Origin of the sequence: Streptosporangium sp. NPDC049644, assembly GCF_040675205.1 — a bacterium.
GTDB lineage: Bacteria > Actinomycetota > Actinomycetes > Streptosporangiales > Streptosporangiaceae > Streptosporangium > Streptosporangium fukuiense.
Genome location: NZ_JBFAOJ010000040.1, coordinates 25,321 through 44,084, shown reverse-complemented (window position 1 = coordinate 44,084; position 18,764 = coordinate 25,321). Strand labels below are relative to the sequence as shown.

19 protein-coding genes are annotated in these 18,764 nt (G+C 67.5%); 15 read left to right on the top strand and 4 right to left on the bottom strand.

The genetic code is table 11. The annotated features are described in order from the left end of the window. Positions 1–182: 182 nt before the first annotated feature. From add to AB0J58_RS22525, 13 genes are all read left to right on the top strand, one after another. Complete coding sequence (gene add / locus AB0J58_RS22585) at positions 183–1,148, top strand: adenosine deaminase (protein WP_364218428.1); 966 nt, start codon at positions 183–185, stop codon at positions 1,146–1,148. A 229-nt stretch (positions 1,149–1,377) separates the two neighbouring features. Then, the gene (locus AB0J58_RS22580) at positions 1,378–1,863 is read left to right on the top strand and encodes a hypothetical protein (protein ID WP_364218426.1); all 486 of its coding nucleotides are present in this window, start codon (positions 1,378–1,380) and stop codon (positions 1,861–1,863) included. Next, the gene (locus tag AB0J58_RS22575; RefSeq protein ID WP_364218424.1) at positions 1,860–2,168 is read left to right on the top strand and encodes a transcriptional regulator; all 309 of its coding nucleotides are present in this window, start codon (positions 1,860–1,862) and stop codon (positions 2,166–2,168) included. Before AB0J58_RS22580 ends, AB0J58_RS22575 begins: the two co-directional genes overlap by 4 nt. Before the next feature lie 594 nt (positions 2,169–2,762). Continuing rightward, the gene (locus AB0J58_RS22570; protein ID WP_364218422.1) at positions 2,763–3,737 is read left to right on the top strand and encodes a glycoside hydrolase family 11 protein; all 975 of its coding nucleotides are present in this window, start codon (positions 2,763–2,765) and stop codon (positions 3,735–3,737) included. A gap of 949 nt (positions 3,738–4,686) precedes the next feature. Next, entirely contained in the window at positions 4,687–6,138 is a 1,452-nt protein-coding gene (locus AB0J58_RS22565) for a pyridoxal-dependent decarboxylase (RefSeq protein ID WP_364218421.1), read from the top strand. Continuing rightward, the gene (locus AB0J58_RS22560) at positions 6,135–7,676 is read left to right on the top strand and encodes a hypothetical protein (RefSeq protein WP_364218419.1); all 1,542 of its coding nucleotides are present in this window, start codon (positions 6,135–6,137) and stop codon (positions 7,674–7,676) included. Before AB0J58_RS22565 ends, AB0J58_RS22560 begins: the two co-directional genes overlap by 4 nt. A 48-nt stretch (positions 7,677–7,724) precedes the next feature. Further along, positions 7,725–8,225, top strand: coding sequence for a hypothetical protein (locus AB0J58_RS22555; RefSeq protein ID WP_364218417.1), 501 nt, complete (start codon positions 7,725–7,727; stop codon positions 8,223–8,225). 25 nt (positions 8,226–8,250) lie between these two features. Beyond that, positions 8,251–9,033 (top strand): hypothetical protein, encoded by a 783-nt coding sequence (locus AB0J58_RS22550; RefSeq protein ID WP_364218415.1) that lies wholly within the window; start codon positions 8,251–8,253, stop codon positions 9,031–9,033. 39 nt (positions 9,034–9,072) lie between these two features. Continuing rightward, positions 9,073–9,540, top strand: coding sequence for a hypothetical protein (locus tag AB0J58_RS22545; RefSeq protein ID WP_364218413.1), 468 nt, complete (start codon positions 9,073–9,075; stop codon positions 9,538–9,540). Continuing rightward, on the top strand, positions 9,537–10,085 hold the full coding sequence (locus AB0J58_RS22540) for a hypothetical protein (RefSeq protein ID WP_364218412.1): 549 nt from the start codon (positions 9,537–9,539) through the stop codon (positions 10,083–10,085). The genes AB0J58_RS22545 and AB0J58_RS22540 overlap by 4 nt, the downstream gene beginning before the upstream one ends. 202 nt (positions 10,086–10,287) lie before the next feature. Continuing rightward, positions 10,288–11,055 (top strand): MBL fold metallo-hydrolase, encoded by a 768-nt coding sequence (locus AB0J58_RS22535; protein WP_364218410.1) that lies wholly within the window; start codon positions 10,288–10,290, stop codon positions 11,053–11,055. Positions 11,056–11,197: 142 nt separating this feature from the next. After that, complete coding sequence (locus tag AB0J58_RS22530; protein ID WP_364218408.1) at positions 11,198–12,211, top strand: nitronate monooxygenase; 1,014 nt, start codon at positions 11,198–11,200, stop codon at positions 12,209–12,211. A gap of 191 nt (positions 12,212–12,402) precedes the next feature. Beyond that, positions 12,403–12,555, top strand: a complete 153-nt coding sequence (locus AB0J58_RS22525) for a hypothetical protein (protein ID WP_364218406.1) — start codon at positions 12,403–12,405, stop codon at positions 12,553–12,555. Between the two features lie 35 nt (positions 12,556–12,590). On the opposite strand, the gene AB0J58_RS22520 is transcribed toward AB0J58_RS22525, so the two are convergent. Further along, a complete protein-coding gene (locus AB0J58_RS22520) occupies positions 12,591–13,148 on the bottom strand; it encodes a hypothetical protein (protein WP_364218404.1) in 558 nt (185 codons plus the stop codon). A gap of 582 nt (positions 13,149–13,730) precedes the next feature. On the opposite strand from AB0J58_RS22520, the gene AB0J58_RS22515 reads away from it, so the two are divergent. Together AB0J58_RS22515 and AB0J58_RS22510 are read left to right on the top strand one after the other, a co-directional pair. Then, a complete protein-coding gene (locus AB0J58_RS22515; protein ID WP_364218402.1) occupies positions 13,731–13,952 on the top strand; it encodes a hypothetical protein in 222 nt (73 codons plus the stop codon). Next, positions 13,949–14,344 (top strand): hypothetical protein, encoded by a 396-nt coding sequence (locus AB0J58_RS22510; RefSeq protein WP_364218400.1) that lies wholly within the window; start codon positions 13,949–13,951, stop codon positions 14,342–14,344. The genes AB0J58_RS22515 and AB0J58_RS22510 overlap by 4 nt, the downstream gene beginning before the upstream one ends. Positions 14,345–14,488: 144 nt before the next feature. Here AB0J58_RS22510 and AB0J58_RS22505 read toward each other — a convergent pair whose 3' ends face one another. The 3 genes from AB0J58_RS22505 to AB0J58_RS22495 form a co-directional block, all read right to left on the bottom strand. Further along, positions 14,489–15,130 carry an ATP-binding protein gene (locus AB0J58_RS22505; protein WP_364218399.1) on the bottom strand — a complete coding sequence of 214 codons (642 nt, stop codon included), beginning with the start codon at positions 15,128–15,130 and terminating at the stop codon, positions 14,489–14,491. 423 nt (positions 15,131–15,553) lie between these two features. Next, entirely contained in the window at positions 15,554–16,297 is a 744-nt protein-coding gene (locus AB0J58_RS22500) for a hypothetical protein (protein ID WP_364218397.1), read from the bottom strand. A 1,314-nt stretch (positions 16,298–17,611) separates the two neighbouring features. Then, positions 17,612–18,757 (bottom strand): DUF6596 domain-containing protein, encoded by a 1,146-nt coding sequence (locus AB0J58_RS22495; protein ID WP_364218395.1) that lies wholly within the window; start codon positions 18,755–18,757, stop codon positions 17,612–17,614. Positions 18,758–18,764: the final 7 nt, after the last annotated feature.

Here is an 18,764-nt window from a genome sequence, read left to right as displayed (position 1 = left end):
GGCAGGAGACTGCCCGAGGTCACGGGCCGCTCGCGCGCCCTCCCGCTTCCTTCGGCACCGGCAGCCCCCGATCGGCCTCAGGGCCACCGGGGGCCGGCTCACCACATGCCGTCGGACAGCTCGCCGAGGGCCCAGGGTCCGATCTACCTGCTTTGAGGAACGTCGCACTAGCATGCCCTGACGTGAGAGATCTCCGCCTGCTGCCCAAGGCACACCTGCACGTCCACCTGGAGAGCACCGTACGTCCCGGAACCGTGCGGGAGCTGGGTGGCCCGCCGGAGCCCGAGGGCCCGTTCGCGAACTTCCGCGCGTTCGCCGACCAGCGGGCCAAAGTGCGCGAGTCGCTGCGCACACCCGAGCACTTCCGCCGGATCGCGGTGGAGTTCTGCGAGGACGAGGCCGCTCAGGGCACTCGTTACGTCGAGGTGACCTTCACCGCAGCCGCACACGGGGAGCGACTCGGAGCGCCCGAGATGCCGCTGGAGGCGGTGCTCGACGGGCTGGCCGAAGGCCGCGCCAGGTTCGGGATCCGGAGCCGGGTGCTGCTCGACCACTCCAGGCGGCGGTCGGTGGAGCGGTTGTGGCGGACGTACGAGCTGGCCGCCCGCTACGACGAGGTGATCGGCATAGGGCTGGCGGGCGACGAGAGCCATCCGCTGACGCCTTTCGCCGAGGTGCTCGACGCGGCCAGGGAGGCCGGGCTGCACCTGGTGCACCACGCGGGGGAGGCGGCCGGCCCGGCCAGCATCCGCGAGGCACTGGACGTCGGGCACACCGAGCGGCTCGGGCACGGCATCCGGGTGCTCGACGACGACGCGCTGGTGACGCGGGTGCGCGAGAGCGGAATCCCGTTGGAGGTCTGCCCCACCTCCAACGTCCTGCTCGGGCTCGTTCCTTCGCTGGCCGAACACCCGCTGCCCCGGCTGCGCGCGGCCGGGCTGGCGGTCACGGTCAACACCGACGGCGAGACGGCACTGGCCGACGAGTACGCGCGGTTGCGCGAGGTCCTCGGATACGGCGACGACATCATGGCCGAGTTGGCTCGCGCTTCGATCGAGGCCTCGTTCGCCTCCCGGGAGCTCAAGGCGGCGCTTCTGGCCGAGGTCGACGCCTGGCTGGCCACGGCATCGCCGGCCGCGGGGGACTGACCCGGGGTGGACCAGGAAGTGCCGGGCGACCGGCCGGTTTCGCGTTCTCGCTGCCAGGCGGTGATCCTCGCTGATCGCATCCGCGCGGGTGAGCCCGTCTGCGGCATCTCCCCGGCCGATGAGACCGGGTGCTTGGCGGGGTGAGCCGTTCTGGTCAGCATTGGAAAGTACTTGACGACATGGAAACCAGAAAGTACTTTCCAGACAGGAAAGAGCGAGGGAGCAGCCCATGGACATCACCCCGGAAGAAGCCGCGCGGTCGCTGGCTCAGGTCCGCGAGACGCAGCACAGGGTCCTGCGCGCCGCACCGCCGATGTTCCCCGCCTGGTACCCGGTGGCGGTCTGGACCTTCATCACCGGAATGCAGTTCGTCACCGAGATCACACCCGCCTGGTGGTTCTGGATCGCCGTGGCGGCCCTGTCGGTCGGCCTGGTCGTCGCCGTCCTCAAGTTCGTGAGCGACATCAGGAACGCGAACCTGCGCCCGCACTCCTCCATGACGGATCCATGGGCATGGGTCGGCTTCACCGCCTGGCTGGTCACCACCGGTCTCGCGGGCTCCGTGCTGGCGTTGTGGTTCAAGGAACTCGGCGTCGCCTATCCGCGCACCGTGACGGGCGTGACCATGATCGTGGTCGTGGCGGTCACCGCGCCGCTCCTGGCCCGGTGGATGTCCGCGCGGACCGCTCGGCGGGCGGAGACGCCGAAGCGATGACGTCCCGACTCGACCCGGCGATCCACGCGCCGACCCGGCTGCAGATCGTCTCCCTGCTGGCCGCCGCCGAGGAGGCCGAGTTCGCCTTCGTACGCGACAACCTGGGCATCAGTGACTCGGTGCTGTCCAAACACGCGAGTGCCCTGGAGGCGGCCGGCTATGTGAGGATCCGCAAGGGATACGTCGGCAAGCGACCCAGGACGTGGTTCAGCCTCACCCGCGAAGGACGCGCGGCCTACACCGGCCACGTCGCCGCGCTCCAGGCCATCGTCGCCCGGTCCGGGCTCTCGGTCCTCCCCGACTGAGCGGGAACTCGACCGGTGAGCAGACCCTCGCGCGGATGATCTGTTGACCGCGGACCGGGGCTTTCGCCGTGGCCGGCGCGATGCCGCGTGGGGCGAGCTCGCCGCGGTCGGCCACAAGCAACCGACGCGCGAGGCCGTGGCCGACCGGGCCGACATGAGAGCCGTGTCCATACCTCCCTGCCGTCGCCCGGATATGCCGAATTATTCGGAAAGTCTCCGAAAATTTCACCGGCCGATCTCGAACTCGATCGGCCGGGATGGGGTCCATGAGCAGGCACGATGTTTGCTCAAGAAGTCCTTGGCCGAGATCAAGCCTTCGTAGGCCCTCAGGATTTGTTGACAGCTTGCAGAGCCAGGCCGACACTTTCGTCATCAAGGCGATACTTTCATCATCGTTGGGCCTCAGTCACCGTCGATCCGAGTCACCCGCCGCGACCTGCTCCTCCGGTCGTCGACCGCACGACGACCGGCCGATTTCCCACGTGTACGACGCCGACGCGCGGCGGCCGCCGTCCCCCTGGTCGCCGGCAGCCCCGCCGGTCGTATCCACGCTGCCCGGCCCTCCGGCCGACCTCACGAGGAGGAAGCACGCGCATGAACGACGCCCCCGCCCGCCCGAGGAGTCGCGGCCGCACCAGGCTGCTCATCGGCCGCGCCTGCGCCGCGGCGCTGGCCGTAGTCGTGGCGATGTCGCCCGGCACCGCCCACGCGGCCGTCACCACCAATCAGACCGGCACCAGCAACGGCTACTTCTATTCGTTCTGGACCGACAGCCAGGGTACGGTCTCCATGGAACTGGGGTCCGGCGGCAATTACAGCACCTCATGGAGCAACACCGGGAATTTCGTCGCCGGCAAGGGCTGGAGCACCGGCGGACGCAGGACCGTGAACTACTCGGGCAGCTTCAATCCGTCCGGCAACGCGTATCTGACGCTCTACGGGTGGACGAGAAACCCACTCGTGGAGTATTACATCGTCGACAACTGGGGCACTTACCGGCCCACCGGGACCTACAAGGGCACGGTCACCAGCGATGGCGGCACGTACGACATCTACCAGACGACGCGAACCAACGCCCCCTCCATCGAAGGCATCAGAACCTTCAATCAGTACTGGAGCGTCCGGCAGTCAAAGAAAACGGGCGGAACCATAACCAGCGGCAACCACTTCGACGCATGGGCCCGCTCTGGCATGAGTCTTGGCAGCCATGACTACATGATCCTCGCAACAGAGGGATATCAGAGCAGCGGGAACTCCAATATCACGGTGGACGGCTCCTCCTCCGGTGGCGGTGGTGGTGGCGGCGGCTGCACCGCGTCGCTGTCCGCGGGCCAGCAGTGGAGTGACCGGTACAACCTCAACGTCTCGGTCGGCGGTTCGAGTAACTGGACCGTGACGATGAACGTCCCGTCCCCGGCGAAGATCATCGCCTCCTGGAACATCAGTGCGAGCTACCCCGGCGCCCAGGTGCTGACCGCCAGGCCCAACGGCAACGGCAACAACTGGGGTGTGACGATCCAGCGCAACGGCAACTCGACCTGGCCGACGGTCTCCTGCAGCGCGAACTGACCTCCGAACCCCCGAGACACCGCACCTGTGGCGCGGCGGCCCATGGCCGCCGCGCCACACCGCTGCCGGCGCGCGGCGGCTCGATCGGATGGCCCTTTAGTGCCGACGTACCGGGAAAGACCGACATATCGCCTTGTAAAGTCCTCCGATGCATTTTTGAGGATATAGATACATGTAATAAGAATGTCATGTCAATGGGCTCGCCTGCCGGGGTGGCGGTCTCGAATTCCGGGGGCGCTCCAAGTTTACGAGAAAAACTCATAAGCCCCAAAACGGTTGAGAACCGCCGAAAATCCTCTGTCTCGATCACCGTGCGCAAGTAACTGTGGCCGGAATCTGTCACTCCACCTGCATTCGAGGTCTTGCGCCTCCCTGGCATCAATGGTTAGCTCACTTACATGACAGGCGCGCCAACGTATACGGCGGATGAAATTCAGGTCGAATTAATCGCTATTCGTCCACGCTAGGTCTCCTTCAGGTCCTGATCGCCGGCGACATCACCGCCGAACCGATCCGAACTGCTTGAACAAGGCGTGAACAGGGGGCAACGAGGCCCTCTCATGCCATCTCCCACCATCGTCGGTCGACATTCTCCCTTGAAGTTGGACCGTTCCAACCTGTCAGAACGGCTCAGCAGCGCACGTATGCCGCCCCGTGCCCCCGCATGCCGAGGATCTCTTTCCCGCTCGACGCATCACCGCAGATCACGCGTTTATTCGCGAGAACCTTCATGTGATCTCCTGGGAATTCAACGCACCGTGTTCGAATTCTCGTCCGGGCGCGACCACATGGGCGTTCTCGACGCCGGATCATTGGAGTCTGCTCCATGACGAGTTCACTTTCCGATGTCCAGAGTTCCCATCCAGAGCCGAAGACCGGCGAAGGCTCCCGGTCACCCACGCCGGGTCTCGCCGCGGCCTTCGACCCCGAACGTTTCCACCATGGCGCCGTGGACATCGTCGGTCGCCTGACGACGTATCTGGGCGACCGGTCGGTCCGGGGGCTCGACCTCCTCGATCCGGCGGTGCTGCTGAAGGCCGCCCGGGAACTGATGACCCCGGAACGGCAGCGCATCGCCGACTTCGACGCCGACCGGGTGAACCAGATAGTCGACCTGTACACGGGGACCGGCATCCCGGTCTACTCACCCGGCTACATGGGGCGGCAATTCTCCGGCGTGGTGCCGCTGGCCAGCCTTATCGACCTGGTCGGCTCGGTGGTCAACCAGCCCTCCTCCTTCTACGAGGCCGGGCAGCTCCCCAGCGTCGCCGAGCGGCTCATGGCCGAGGAGCTCAACCGTTTCATCGGCTGGGACCGCGACCGGTTCGCCATGGTGACGACCTCGGGGGGCTCCCTGGCCAACCTGACCGCGCTGCTGGCCGCCCGTAACCGCGCCTTCCCGCAGATCTGGGCGCGCGGAGCCGGCGGCATGCCGGATCCCCCGGCCATAGCGGTCAGCGAGGAGGCCCACTACAGCGTGACCCGGGCGGCCGGGGTGCTCGGCATCGGGGAACGGCAGATCGTCCGGCTCCCGGTCGACCGGGCAGGGCGGATCCGCCCAGATCTGGCCGGCCCGGTACTGGACGAGGCGCACCGGCGTGGCCTGCGACCGTTCTGCCTGGTGGCCTCGGCCGGGACCACGTCGATGGGCGCCTTCGACCCGCTGGAGGAACTCGCGGCCGTGGCGCGCCGGTACGGGCTCTGGCTCCATGTGGACGGGGCGCACGGGGCGAGCCTGCTGCTGTCGGACCGGCACCGGGACAGGCTGCGCGGCATCGAGCAGGCCGACTCACTGACCTGGGACGCCCACAAGATGCTGTTCATGCCGGCGCCGTGCACGCTGCTCTTCTACCGCGACGGCGCGGCGGCGCGCGGTGCGTTCCGGCAGCGCGCCAGCTACGTCTTCGACGAGGAACCGGACGTCTACAGCGCCTACGACAGCGCGGACAAGAACCTCGAGTGCACGAAGCGCCCGATGATCATGCCGCTCTGGACGGTCTGGTCGGTCTACGGCCCGGCGCTGTTCGCACAGAAGGTCGACCGGCTGTGCGCGGTGACCCTGCAGGCGTACCGGATGCTCGCCGCCGAGCCGGACTTCGCCGTGGCGCACGAGCCGGAGTCCAACATCCTGTGCTTCCGGTACCGGCCGGACGGCCTGGAACCGGCGACCGTGCACCGGCTGCAGCTGGAGATCCGCAACCGGATCCGGGGCGGCGGGCGCTTCTTCATCTCCAAGGTCGACATCGACGGGGTGGCGGCGCTGCGCGTGGTGGTGATGAACCACCTGATCGACGCCGACCACCTGGCCATGCTCATCGCCGAGATCAGAGACATCGGGCAACGGGTACTGCGCGCGAGCGCCGCGGCCCGGCGCGACCAGCGGAACGGGAGTCATTCATGACCATGACGGATTTGGACATCGCCGCCTCGGCGGAGCTGGCGGCACGGCTGATCCCCGAGGAGGAACTGCGGCCCCGCTCGGTGGACGACGTCACCCGGCTGCCGTCGTTCGCGGGGAAACTGGAGGAGTGCGGGCGGCTCACCGGAGTCCCGTACTGCGAGTCTCCGCTCGACCTGCAGAACGCGCTGGTGTTCCGCCGGCTTCAGCAGCTCGTCGGCGTCGCCCTGCTCAACCCGCTGTGGCGCGAGCGGCTGCACTACTTCGGGATCCGCGACGCCCCCGCCGACATGTCCGAGTGGGAGCGGATCCCGCTCTCGGACAAGACCGTGCAGCGGGACATGTTCATGGGCGCGCGGGCCGGGATGGTCGTGCCGCTCGAGTTCGGCGGGTTCGAGGTGGTGGCCAGCGGCGGCACCGGTGACGGCATGCCCCTGGAGATCGTGTACTCCCTGCGAGAACTGCGCGACACCTACCGCATCTCCGGGGCGTTCATGGGCGCCTACCAGCTCGGCCGCTACCTGCGCGGCCCCGCGCCGCGCTGGCTGTTCACCACCCTGGCCGACTACCAGATGTGGAGCAGCGGGACCATGGTCGGCGGAGTCCTGTCCCACGTCCCGGGGGTCAACTACATCGGCGCGGGACCGGTGAGCGCGCCGGTGCTGGAGCACATGTTCTCCTACCCGGGCCACAAGGCGCTGATGGGCATCACCGCCGGCATCGCGCTCCTGCCCGAGCTGGGCGCGGGCCTGCCCTCGCACGCCAGGGCGAGCTTCCGGGTCGCCATGTACGGCAGCGGCTCCCTGCCGCAGCGCAAGCGCGACGAGCTGCAGGCGTTCTTCCCCAACGTGTCGATCCTCAGCTACTTCGCCGCGACCCAGGCCGAATGCGTCGGTCTCCAGCTCGACCACACCTCGCCGGCGCTCTCCGCGGTGCCGGGGCTGCACCTGGTGGAGATCGTGGACGAGCACGGCCGCGCCGTCGCCGAAGGCGAGGAGGGCGAGCTGGTCGTCACCCGGCTGCACGCCGACGAGACGCCGCTGCTCCGGCTCAAGCTCGGCGATCGGATGATCCGCCGCCCCGCCCTGAACGGGCCCGGGCTGCGCACCGAGCGATTCGAGTTCGCCGGGCGCACCGCCGACGTGCTGCACCTCAACGACAGCCAGTATTCGGCGACGCTGGCCTACGCGGCCCTGCGCGGGCGGCTGCGCTCGACGGCCGGCCTCGACCTGGACCTGGTCGCGCACGAGGTCCAGTTCCACAACCACCGTGAGGACCGGACCCTCACCCTGCTGGCGGCGGTGGACGACGCCGAGGGCACGGCCGCGGCCGTCGAGCACGCCCTCGGCCCGAGCGGGACGCGGCAGCTGTTCACCCAGGCACTGCCGAGCTCCCTGTCGCTCTTCAACGACCGGGAGGCCAACGCGGCGGCCATCGAGCAGACCGGATACGGGTTCCGGCTGGTGTTCGTGCCACCCTCCTCACCCCAGATCGAGCGGACCACCGTCGGCAAGACGCCGCTGGTCAGGGACCGGGGCTGAGCACGTGGTGGCCCGTACGCCCGAATGACATCCGACAAGGGAGGATCGATGAAAGACAGGATCAGCATCGTCGTGATGGTCGACGCCGTCGGGGCGTTGTCCGACCGGACGCTGCACAACGGCAACCTCTCACTGGTCGACGACAGTTCGGCGGGGAGCAGGCACCAGGGGACCCCGGAACTCATCACGGCGGTGGTCCCGGGACAGGTCGTCCAGTGGACGCCCATCCATGTGGACGTGCAGACTCCGGTCGAGATCAAGGCCATCGAGTTCCTGTCCGGCGCGACCGCCTCGCCCCCGGCCGACCAGGCCGCGCCGCCGCACCCGGTGGAGCCCTCCACCGTTCCGGCACCCGCCGCCGTGTCCGGGACGGGGGCCGACGCCACCGATTCCAACGGGCACGAGAACTACGACCTCCTGGTGTGGGAGGGCGTCGTGCCCTACGACATGACGCCCGGTGTCCCGTACCGGTACCGAATCTCCCTCAAGATCCACGAAGGACCCAACAGCGTGCTGCACATCGACTCGCCCGCGCTGCTGCGCGTGTGAGCCACGTTCTGCGAAAGGCGGTTTCATGGCCCAGCAACACGGGATCATCGTGCTCTTCGACGTCGAGAACGCGCTCCGGACGCGGTCGCTCGAAGGCAACACGTACTGGTTCGACAACATGAAGTTGCTCGGCTCGGTCGGGGTGGGCACCGAGCAGCTGGTGACGATCGTGCCAGGCACCCACTTCCTCGACGGGTCGCAGGCGACCGAGCAGGTGCTGAACTGGCTGCCCGCGGCGCTGGGGGCGATCCCCCCGACGGTGCCGCGCAACTACCTGGCCGAGCAGGAACGCGCCGACGACCGGCGCACCCTGGAGGAACTGGCCGCGCTCGGCAGCGAGGGCGGTGTGAGCGACGCCGATCTCAAGCAACTGCAGCGGCGGGTCGGCAAGCACGCCCGCAAGTCGGGCGGCGGGCGCGGCCTCACCGAGGCCAAGCTGCTGGACGTCACCGGCAGGACCACGGGCAGCCCCGGCGCGTACAACTACCCGGCCCCGGTGATCACCGATATCACCGGTCAGGCCGTCACCGAGAAGATCATGTACCCGGCCCAGTACGGTTCGCCCGACATGATCTACGACGGCTGGTACTGGGCCGCGACCGTGGACACGAGCCGGCCCGGGGTCTACCCGTACACGATGCACGTCCAGCTGCACGAGCTGATCGAGCAGGACGACGAACTGGTCTGGCAGTCCGTGGACCTGACCTGCGAGTCCAGCCTCAAGATCATCAACGACCCGAAGCGCAACGGGTTCACCGGCGCCGGACTGGGCGTACTTCCCCTCCCGCCCGTCCCGGCTGCCGGCTGACCCGGTCCGAGCCGGAGCATCTTCGACCGAAGGAGCCGCATGCCCCCGAGGAACAGACAGTCCGAACGCCGGCCCACCCGGCCCGTCCGGCCCGTGACGATCACCGCGGTGGTCGACCCCGTGGCCGCGCTGGCCTCGGAGAACCTGGACGACAACCTCTATTTCTACGACACCAACGGGGCCGCGGGGTCCACCGGGTTCGGCACCCCCGAGCTGCACAGCCGGGTACGCAAGGGCGACACCCTGCTGTGGAACGTGATCCCGCTGGAGTGCGAGACCTACGTGGCCCTCGCCGACATCGAGATCGACCCGCGGATCGCCGAGCCCACGCGGAAGGTGTATCCCGGCACCGACATCGTGTTCTGGACCGCCGAGGTCAAGCAGGACCTCACCGAACCGGTCCCGTACCGGCTCTCGTTCCTGCTCGGCACCGTCGGCACGCCGTTCACCCCCACCGCCCGGCCGGCCCTGGCCGGTCCCGCCAACGAGGGAAAGGGAGGCCGATGACCCAGGAATACGCGGCCGCGGACTTCGCCGATCGAGGCCAGCTCAACTCCGTCCAGCTGAACGTGGTGACCCTCGTCGACATGGAGAAGGCCGCCGCGACGAAGTCCCTGGACGGCTGCCTCTACATGATGGACAACAGCGTCGGCGGGGTCGGGCAGGGCAGCGACCACCTGGAGACCATCTGCAAGCAGGGGCAGGTGATCAACTGGATCATCCGCCCGATCGACATGCACCGCCGTACGGACGGCACCTGGCCTCCGATGCCGAAGATCAACAACCTGGTCTTCCTCGACATCGAGAAGGGGGACGAGGACGACGTCGCCGAACGCCGGATCATGACCGAGCTCAAGGTCTACGGCGCTCCCGACCGGATGCGCGACCAGTACACCGCCGTCTACTACTACTGGGCCGGGGCGGTGATGAGCGACGCCCGGCCGGGGCTCTACCGCTATCGGTTCGTCCTGGAACTGGAGAAGGAGCACGGCACCGACAAGCTGTACCTGAACTCGGCCCGCTATCCCGCCCTGCGGGTGACGCCCGTCTGACGGTCCTCCCGACCGGGGACTCCCCGGTCAGCGCTCGGCGTGGGACCACCGGCCCCACGCCGAGCGTGCCAGGTCGTTGCGGGTCGGCGGATGTATCTGATCTACTACTGCGAGTGATCATCCCGGGTCGATCGGGTCACGTGCGGAAGACGGGTCCAGATGATCCGGACGATGCCCGACCGCGCAGCGAACGGAGCCGTCCATGACGACCACCATCACCGTGATCGGCGGCCCGACGGCCCTGCTGGAGCTCGGCGGGCTGCGCATCCTCACCGATCCGACCTTCGATCCGCCGGGAGATCACCCCGCCGGGCCGCTCACGCTCACCAAGACCACCGGCCCGGCCCTTTCCCCTACCGACGTCGGCCCGGTGGACCTGGTACTGCTCAGCCACGACCAGCACCCCGACAACCTGGACAGCCTGGGGCGCCAGATGATGTCCGCCGCGCCGCTGACCCTGAGCACGCCCGAGGCCGCCGCGCGCATCGGGGTCACCCCGCTGCACCCCTGGCAGCACCACGACGTCGGCCGGGTTCGCGTCACCGCCGTTCCCGCCCTGCACGGCCCGCCGGGATGCGAGCCCGTCGTCGGCCAGGTCACCGGCTTCGTGCTCACCGGCGACGGGCTGCCCACCGTCTACGTCAGCGGGGACAACGCCTCGCTGGAGTACGTGGAGCTCATCGCCGGGCGGTTCCCGGTCGTCGACATCGCGCTGCTGTTCGGCGGCGCCGTCCGCACGCCCATGATCGACGGGCGGCTCACCCTGAACGCCACCGAGATGATGATCGCCGCGCGCCTGCTGAAAGCCCGGCAGGTCGTGCCGCTCCATGTCGAGGGCTGGACCCACTTCACCGAGGACCAGACGGACGTGCACGCCGCCTTCTCCGAAGCAGGCCTCGACCACCTGCTCGTTCCCTTCACCCCAGGACGACCGGTCTCCCTCGGGCCTGCACAGTCAGGTGTCCGATGACGTCGCCCTTGTCCGTGCGGGCCGCGTAGCGCGAACGGTGTTCAACCGGTGTCGGCTGGAGTCGGGTGGTGTAGGCGTCCGGTCCCGTTCACCGTCGTGGCGCTTACGGTGAGGCCACAGGGTGTTGAGGGAGGAGGTGTCGATGTCCGATCCGGTGCCGTGGCCGTTCAGGCTGCCGGTCGTGCAGGCTCCCATGGCCGGCGGGGCGTCCACGCCCGAACTGGCCGCCGCCGTGTCCGAAGCCGGTGGTCTGGGGTTTCTCGCGGCCGGCTACAAGACGGCCACGCAGATGCGCCAGGAGATCAAGCGGGCGCGCGAGCTCACCTCCCGTCCGTTCGGGGTGAATGTGTTCATGCCTACGGCCGATGAAGTCGATCAGGCTGAGATCGACGGCTATGCGCGGGTCATCGAGCGGGAGGCGCAGCGGCTGAGCACCACTTTGGGAGTCCCGCGCGGAGGCGATGACGATTTCACGGCCAAGGTCGCGGATCTGCTGACGGATCCGCCCGCGCTGGTGGGGTTCACGTTCGGTTGTCCGGAGGACGAACTGATCCAGGCGTTCCGCCGCAGGGGGACCACTGTGGTGGTCACGGTGACGTCGGCGGCCGAGGCGCTGCTGGCTTCGGCGGCCGATGTGCTGTGCGTCCAAGGTGAGGAGGCGGGTGGCCACCGCGGCTCGTTCACCAACGCGGACGTCGAGGCGATGAGCCTGGAGCGCTTGCTGTCCCGGGTACGGGAGGTGTCACGGCTTCCGCTCATCGCGGCCGGCGGTGTCGCCTCGGCCGCCGACGTCTCCCGGGTCCTGTCCGCGGGAGCGGTCGCGGCTGTGGCGGGCACCGCTTTCCTGCTCTGTCCCGAGAGCGGCACCAGCGTGGTCCACCGTGCGGCGCTGACCGATCCCTGCTTCACCCGCACCGCCGTTACCAGAGCCTTCACCGGACGTCCGGCGCGCGGCCTGGTCAACCGATTCATGACGGAGTACTCCAGCCGGGCACCTGCGGCCTATCCGCAGGTCCACCACCTGACGGCACCGCTGCGGCGCGCCGCAGCGGTCCGCGGGGACGCCGAGACGCTGCACCTGTGGGCCGGGACCTCCTGGAACCGGGCACGGAACACGCCGGCGGCGAACATCACCGCGGACCTGGCCGCGATCTGAAAACGGCCCCCGAAGACTACGACCCACCTGAAGATCCGAACTTAGTGTGATCGCTTTCTGACGCTACTAAGTGGGGCCGTCGTCTACGCGGTGAGCGGCGGTCGGTGCCGATTTCGCTTCGCGGGACGGATGCGGGGGACCTCGGAGCCTGGCCGGGCGGCCTTGTCTCCCATCTCCGTGTCGCAGAACGGATGGCGGGGGTCGTGTCCGCAGCCGGGGCAGGCGGTGCCGTCGGCGATGTCGGCGGCCAGCTTTCTGAGCACGTCGTCGAAGCGGCGCAGATGCTCGTAGTCGCCGAAGGCGGGATCGCCGACGAACTTGGCGCAGTAGTCGGCGACGGCTAGCGGGGAGTGCTGGGTAAGGGCCTCGGAGATCCTTTTCAGCAGCCGGGAGCGCAGCCAGGCCGGGGCGCGGCGCCCGGCCCCCTACGGTCCGCAGGCTCGCCTACGGCGAGAAGAGGGGGATTTTCGCTGATCTTCTCGGGCTTCTGGTCTTCTTGCTTTGCTGGTCTTCTTATGCGGGTGGGTTTCCCCGCGTTGGTTTTCCCGGCGTAGGTCGCGGCCTGGGGTTTTAGGGTGTTCGTGCTGGTCGGGGCCAGTGGCGGGTTTTCCGGTGTGGGCTCGTCGAGGGCGGGTCGTAGTGACCAGGGGTCGCAGATGATGTAGGTGACGCCGCCGAGTCTGCCGTCGTGGCCCCGCTCGCGTTCGCGTACCAGGTAGCCGTACGTCTCCAGTTCCGCGATGGCGGTCCGGGCCGCGTCCCGGCCGTCCGGGGCGGCACAGACGATGGTCTTCTCCGAGACGCGGAAGCCGGTCGCGTGTGAGGTCAGCCAGGCCAGCAGGCCGCGTGCCTTCCAGGACAGCCGCAGGTCACGGAGCCAGAGGTTGGATATCCGGGTGAACCGGTCGGAGGGCGGCTGCGCCTGCCGGATGCTCATCGCCCGCCCTCCGAGACCGAGAAGACGGTCGCCTGGCGGGAGAGGGTGTTTGATACGGGCGCGGGCGCGCGGGTACAGTCGAGCATGGATCTTTCTCCTGGTGTAGCAGGGTGAATGGATCAAGGCCCTGAGGCGGTGTTGGTAGCACCGGCTTGGGGCCGTCTTTCTTTCTCCGGGTGACCGGCTCTGGGCGCCGTGGCATGGCCTGTCGTGCCGGCGCGCTTGCTCACCCGGGTTTGCCGATCTCTCGGAAATCCCTCATGAGCTGGGCCGACGCGCCTTTTCTAGCACACACCGCCCTGAGGTTTCCGCTGCTCTTGGAACATCTCCGAATGGTTGCTCCGGCACCCGCCGTCCAGCGCTGGGGAGGGGTGTTCAGCTGCCGAGGGTCGTGCCTGCAGTTGGCGATGTCGGCGGCCGGCTTTCTGAGCACGTGGTCGAACCGGCGCAGGCGCTCGTAGTCGCCGAACGCCGGATCCGTCGTATTTGGGATCTAGCTGGATATTTAGGCAAGCCGGTTGCCTTGGTGCTGGCAACCGCATTGACTGCGCTGAATGAAACGAAAACGAGCTGCTTGGCCGGATGGCTCGCCTGGCCAAGTGGTACGGCTTCGAGTTCTCGAAGACGCCTGACGTGCATGGTGGCGGTCACGACAAGTGGTACGTCCGAGGAGATGCGGTCATCGTGCCGCGTCATGCTGAAGTCAACGAGTTGACGGCCAAAGGCATTCTCAAGGAGTGGGACGCACTACTCGCCGAAGCTCAACAGGACATGAGCCAGGATGACGAGGAGGAGGCCAGGTGAACGAGTTTCGGGTCACGGCCCAGCGGGTTGGTGGCTGGTGGGCGCTGGAGATCGAAGGGCCGGGATTGCGGCGTCCAGCGCATACTCAAGTGCGACGGCTCGATCAAGCCGAGGAGACGGTGCGCGATCTACTGGCCCTTCGCTTCGACGTCGACGACCCGGCCGTGACCGCTTGGCAGATCACGGTGGTTCCCGTACTGGGGGAGGAGCTCGCCGCGGAGGTCGCGCGGACCAGAGAGATCCGCCGGGAAGCGGACCGGTTGCGTGATGACGCGGTCAGTCGTTCACGCGAGGCCGCGCGCCGCCTGCACGAGCAGGGGCTTCCCCATCGGGACATCGGCCTGCTACTTGGAGTCTCCCACCAGGCGGTCAGCAAGCTCCTCGCTGGTTAGGTCGACACTCACCGGTCAAAACCGACGGGTACCTTCCGGTGTTCGACAGGGTGACGGGGAGGAAGCCAGGGGAGCGGGTTCCGGGTCACAACGGCGCCCGCTGCCCGGTTGACGCTGGGGGTGGGTTGAGATCGACCGGGGCGTTCAACTGTTCTCGGCTGGAGTCCGCCCGCCCATGGGCGGGTGGTGTTCGGTCCACTCGCGCAGGTGGGCCAGGCCGGGGTGGAGGTCGGGGAGGGGTGGGAAGGCCAGGCGGGTGCCCGAGGGGGTGGGCAGGGCGAAGGCGACGGCCTTGCCGGGGGTGGCGGTGGTGTAGGTCGTGGTGGCGTGGACGTGACAGTGACCGTGTGAGAGCCGGTGGACCAGCAGCAGGCCGCGGCCGTTCCCGGCGAGGAGCGGCAGGCCGATCTCCGTCACCGAGTTCAGCAGGCCGAGGATGATGACGATCTCGTGCGGGTCGGGGTCGCCGTCGACGATCTCGCACCAGATGGGGACGCCGTCCAGGTGGTGGATCCGTAGTTCGTACGGCGGACGGGCGTGTTTTTCGGCGTTGGCGGCCAGTTCGGCCACGATGAGCTCGGCGGAGTCGATGTCGTCGCCGGGCAGGCCCGCGTCCTGGAGCACCTCCCGGATGACGGCGCGGGCGCGGCGCGAGACGGAGCCAGGTGGCAGGACCTTCACCGGCGTGCGGACGTCTCCGTCGCCGTGTCCGTGGTCCGCCGATGAGGCCGGGTCTTTGGCGGGGTGGCCGCCGGCACTCAGGGGGATGCCGCCGAATGGCCGCATGGGCACGCTCCGTTCACTGTTGACGACCGTGAGCGGTAGAGAACACGACAGAGGGCGGGAGATGGAATCCGTTCCGCCCTCGTTTGGTGTGACGGCCGAAGATCGTGGCCGCACTGGTCGGCGCCTGGTCGTTTCTCGGGGTCCTCGGTGTCATGGCGAACCTCGCATCCTCCTGTACGGCCTGCGCGTCCGGACCCGTCAGCTCCGCACATAGGCAGGAAGGGGTCGCTGCTCCTGCCGATGTCTTCGCCGCTGGTCGCGTCGTCTTGTGCGAAGTTCTTCATGGGCACGCCACCGGTCAAAAAATCGAAGCCGTCATGGCGAGCGAGGTCATCGCTCGCCATGACGGCTTGCATGAACAGGACCAATGTGGGCGGTTCACCTGCCCGTCCGGCTCAATGGACAGATCGTGTCACATTGAACTCACCCTGAAAAACCATGGCCTTTGAGGCGCGCGATTAGGTCGTCCATGCTTTTGGGCTCCGCCCACCCCGAGCGAGTGCCCGCGACGTCCAGCGGTTCGATCCCGCCCACGAGAGTCTGGCCACCCGAGTTTTTCTGCTGGACAAGTGTCTGATCTTCGAATACGAGGCCCTGGGGCGGAGGAGTGGTGAGAATCGCATCGGCGGGAACGGCGGCTCCAGGCTTTACGACTTCCCCTTCGTAGGGAATGTGCTCGGCTGCGAACACCATGGTCTTAGTGCCGGTGGGGATGGATTTCTCGAAGTCTTCCATAGACTTCTTGGGAGCCCACTCTTCGGGTTTCTTTGAATCGTCTCGGATCACGGCTCCTCGGAACAGCTCAACAAATATCATTGAATCGCTGTCCGTATTTCTCTCTTTGATCCCTTTCAGGGGTTGGGTGACCTTGATCCTGAGGATGACACGATGTTCGAGCGGTCCGTTGGGATAGGTGGCCAGAGCCGGACCTTCCTGCCAGCCATCGACCACGCCTGCGGCGACGATCGGCTGGACCTTCGCCAGAGCCTCCGGTGAGGGCAGGGCCTGGAAGTCGGATTCCGCGACCCGGAGAATCGAGACGTCGAGCGCTTCGTGATTCCCTTGGGAAATCTGGGCCGTAGCAGGGGTGCCGAATGTCCCACCGCCTGTGCACCCGCTCAGGGCAAGCGCCGAAACAAGGGTGAGAGAAGCGATAGGCCGCTTCATCGACGGGCTCCTTTCTGTTTTAGGGCCACCAAGAGTTCGCATGACTGAGGTGATGACTGTTGTATTGCCATATCCATGAACCGGCGGGATCGTCGGCGTATGAGACATTTCCGCTCACCATGCAGTCCAGTACGCCTCCTGGCGGAATGGCGGGAGGGCTAGCGAATCCAGCATAATGGTCGAAGCCCGCAGTATGCCCTAGTTCATGGCATACTGTCTTAATGTATTGATGGTGTGGATAGTCCGAGCTTTCAATATTGTTAACGCCTATGGTGATCTGCCGCTGGTCACAGTGAGTGCTGTTGGAAGCTGTTTCTACGAAGCAGGGAGCGGTGCCGAACTGTCCGTTCAGATTCCCTTGTTTCCATACGACATCGGTTGCGGGATCGCCATCTTGATTTGAATTCTGTGTATCGCATGTAGCGTGCTGAGGGATGCCAGGTATGGTAGTGGAGTTGTATAGGTAGTTCATCGCCCCTGGGATGTAGCTCCTGAGCGTCGACCCTGCCGTGCTGTGATAACACCAGCTGTGTGTGCTCTTGTCTGGGTACCATCCGTCGAATGGCCAGGGGTCGGCCATGACTGATGCCGGTGCCACGGTTACAGCTATCGTGGTCACGATGGTGGAAAGTGTGGCGACGATAATGAGTCGCCATTTACCGATAATCATTTTCGCCTTTCCTGTGCTGGTCGACGAGGAGGCCCTCTTTTCTTGTCGCTCTCTGCTCCACCTTGGTCGATCATGAACTGTGACTGCTCAGTTTTTCAAGTGTTGACATTCATGTAAATTATTAACATAGGCCACTTGTGATTGATTTGCTACCTTTGGTTAATTTCGAATTTTCGTCCCTCGGATAAGTCGCTTCGGAGTGGACAACTCAGTGCAAGGGGTTCTTCCGCTTCTACCCTGGCCAAGGGCTCTGAGGATGGGGAGGCCCCAGCCGGGTGGGGTCTGCGTATCCGCTGCTTCCGCTTCGCGGGACGGATGCGGGGGACCTCGGAGCCTGGCCGGGCGGCCTTGTCTCCCATCTCCGTGTCGCAGAACGGATGGCGGGGGTCGTGTCCGCAGCCGGGGCAGGCGGTGCCGTCGGCGATGTCGGCGGCCAGCTTTCTGAGCACGTCGTCGAAGCGGCGCAGATGCTCGTAGTCGCCGAAGGCGGGATTACCGACGAACTTGGCGCGGTAGTCGGCGATGGCCGACGGGGAGTGCCGTAGAAGGGCCTCGGAGATGTTTTTCAGCAGCCGAGAGCGCAGCACGACCGCTCTGGCCGCGAGGCCGCTCCAAGTGCTGCGGGAGAATCCGAGCGCGACCCGTCAGCGACACCGGCGGGCGTTGAGCCGGGCGGCCTGGCGCGTCAGGTGGTCGCGCTCGGCGAGGTTGGGTGCCTTGTGGGCCGCCTCGGCGTACAGACGTGCCGCCGTCGCCAGGTCGCCGTCGCGCTCGTGGAGGTACGCCGCCACCGCGGTGTGGCGGGGCAGTGAGTCGTCCAGCGCCGCGAGCGCCGCCAGGCCGGCGCGCGGTCCGTCGGCCTCCCCGACGGCCACCGCGCGGTTGAGCCGGACGACCGGGCTGTCGGTCAGGCGCGCGAGTTCGTCGTACCACTCGACGATCTGCACCCAGTCGGTCTCCTCGGCGGTAAGTGCGTCAGCATGGAGTGCCGCGATGGCGGCCTGGGCCTGGAACTCGCCCAGCCGGTCGCGGGCGAGGGCCGCCTGCAGGATCCCGACGCCCTCGGCGATCAACGCGGTGTCCCACCGGCCGCGGTCCTGTTCGGCGAGCGGCACCAGACTGCCGTCGGGCGCGGTCCGGGCGGCATACCGGGCGTGGTGGAGCAGCATGAGGGCGAGCAGCCCCGCCACCTCGGGGTGGTCGATCGCGGCCGCGAGCCGCCGGGTGAGCCGGATGGCCTCGGCGGCGAGGTCGACGTCGCCGGAGTAGCCCTCGTTGAAGACCAGGTAGAGGACGCGCAGCACGGTGGCGACATCGCCGGGCTGGTCGAACCGCACGCCGGAGACGGTGCGCTTGGCCCGGCTGATCCGCTGCGCCATGGTCGCCTCGGGCACCAGGTAGGCCTGGGCGATCTGGCGGGTGGTCAGCCCGCCGACGGCGCGCAGCGTGAGCGCGACCGCGGACGACGGCGTCAGCGACGGGTGGGCGCACAGGAAGTAGAGCTGGAGCGTGTCGTCCACCGCGGGCGCGGGCCCGGGCGCCGGCTCCTCGTCGACGAGGTCCTCACGCCGGCGGCGGGCGGCGTCCGCCCGGGTCGCGTCGAGGAACTTGCGCCAGGCCACGGTGACCAGCCAGCCCTTCGGGTCCCGCGGTGGGTCGGCCGGCCAGACGCGGATCGCCTCGACCAGCGCGTCCTGCACGGCGTCCTCGGCCGCCGCGAAGTCTGCTCCGCGGCGGACGAGGATTCCGAGCACGCTCGGGGTGAGGCTCCTCAGCAGGGCCTCGTTCATGATGAGG

What these genes read in the sequence shown, in the direction of transcription:
- AB0J58_RS22495 (WP_364218395.1), bottom strand. Translation starts at nt 18,757, where the DNA reads ATGAACGAGGCCCTGCTGAGGAGCCTCACCCCGAGCGTGCTCGGAATC.
- AB0J58_RS22575 (WP_364218424.1), top strand. Translation starts at nt 1,860, where the DNA reads ATGACGTCCCGACTCGACCCGGCGATCCACGCGCCGACCCGGCTGCAG.
- AB0J58_RS22580 (WP_364218426.1), top strand. Translation starts at nt 1,378, where the DNA reads ATGGACATCACCCCGGAAGAAGCCGCGCGGTCGCTGGCTCAGGTCCGC.
- AB0J58_RS22530 (WP_364218408.1), top strand. Translation starts at nt 11,198, where the DNA reads ATGTCCGATCCGGTGCCGTGGCCGTTCAGGCTGCCGGTCGTGCAGGCT.
- AB0J58_RS22515 (WP_364218402.1), top strand. Translation starts at nt 13,731, where the DNA reads ATGGCTCGCCTGGCCAAGTGGTACGGCTTCGAGTTCTCGAAGACGCCT.
- AB0J58_RS22505 (WP_364218399.1), bottom strand. Translation starts at nt 15,130, where the DNA reads ATGCGGCCATTCGGCGGCATCCCCCTGAGTGCCGGCGGCCACCCCGCC.
- AB0J58_RS22540 (WP_364218412.1), top strand. Translation starts at nt 9,537, where the DNA reads ATGACCCAGGAATACGCGGCCGCGGACTTCGCCGATCGAGGCCAGCTC.
- AB0J58_RS22520 (WP_364218404.1), bottom strand. Translation starts at nt 13,148, where the DNA reads ATGAGCATCCGGCAGGCGCAGCCGCCCTCCGACCGGTTCACCCGGATA.
- AB0J58_RS22570 (WP_364218422.1), top strand. Translation starts at nt 2,763, where the DNA reads ATGAACGACGCCCCCGCCCGCCCGAGGAGTCGCGGCCGCACCAGGCTG.
- AB0J58_RS22535 (WP_364218410.1), top strand. Translation starts at nt 10,288, where the DNA reads ATGACGACCACCATCACCGTGATCGGCGGCCCGACGGCCCTGCTGGAG.
- AB0J58_RS22560 (WP_364218419.1), top strand. Translation starts at nt 6,135, where the DNA reads ATGACCATGACGGATTTGGACATCGCCGCCTCGGCGGAGCTGGCGGCA.
- AB0J58_RS22525 (WP_364218406.1), top strand. Translation starts at nt 12,403, where the DNA reads ATGGCGGGGGTCGTGTCCGCAGCCGGGGCAGGCGGTGCCGTCGGCGAT.
- AB0J58_RS22555 (WP_364218417.1), top strand. Translation starts at nt 7,725, where the DNA reads ATGAAAGACAGGATCAGCATCGTCGTGATGGTCGACGCCGTCGGGGCG.
- AB0J58_RS22545 (WP_364218413.1), top strand. Translation starts at nt 9,073, where the DNA reads ATGCCCCCGAGGAACAGACAGTCCGAACGCCGGCCCACCCGGCCCGTC.
- AB0J58_RS22550 (WP_364218415.1), top strand. Translation starts at nt 8,251, where the DNA reads ATGGCCCAGCAACACGGGATCATCGTGCTCTTCGACGTCGAGAACGCG.
- AB0J58_RS22500 (WP_364218397.1), bottom strand. Translation starts at nt 16,297, where the DNA reads ATGAAGCGGCCTATCGCTTCTCTCACCCTTGTTTCGGCGCTTGCCCTG.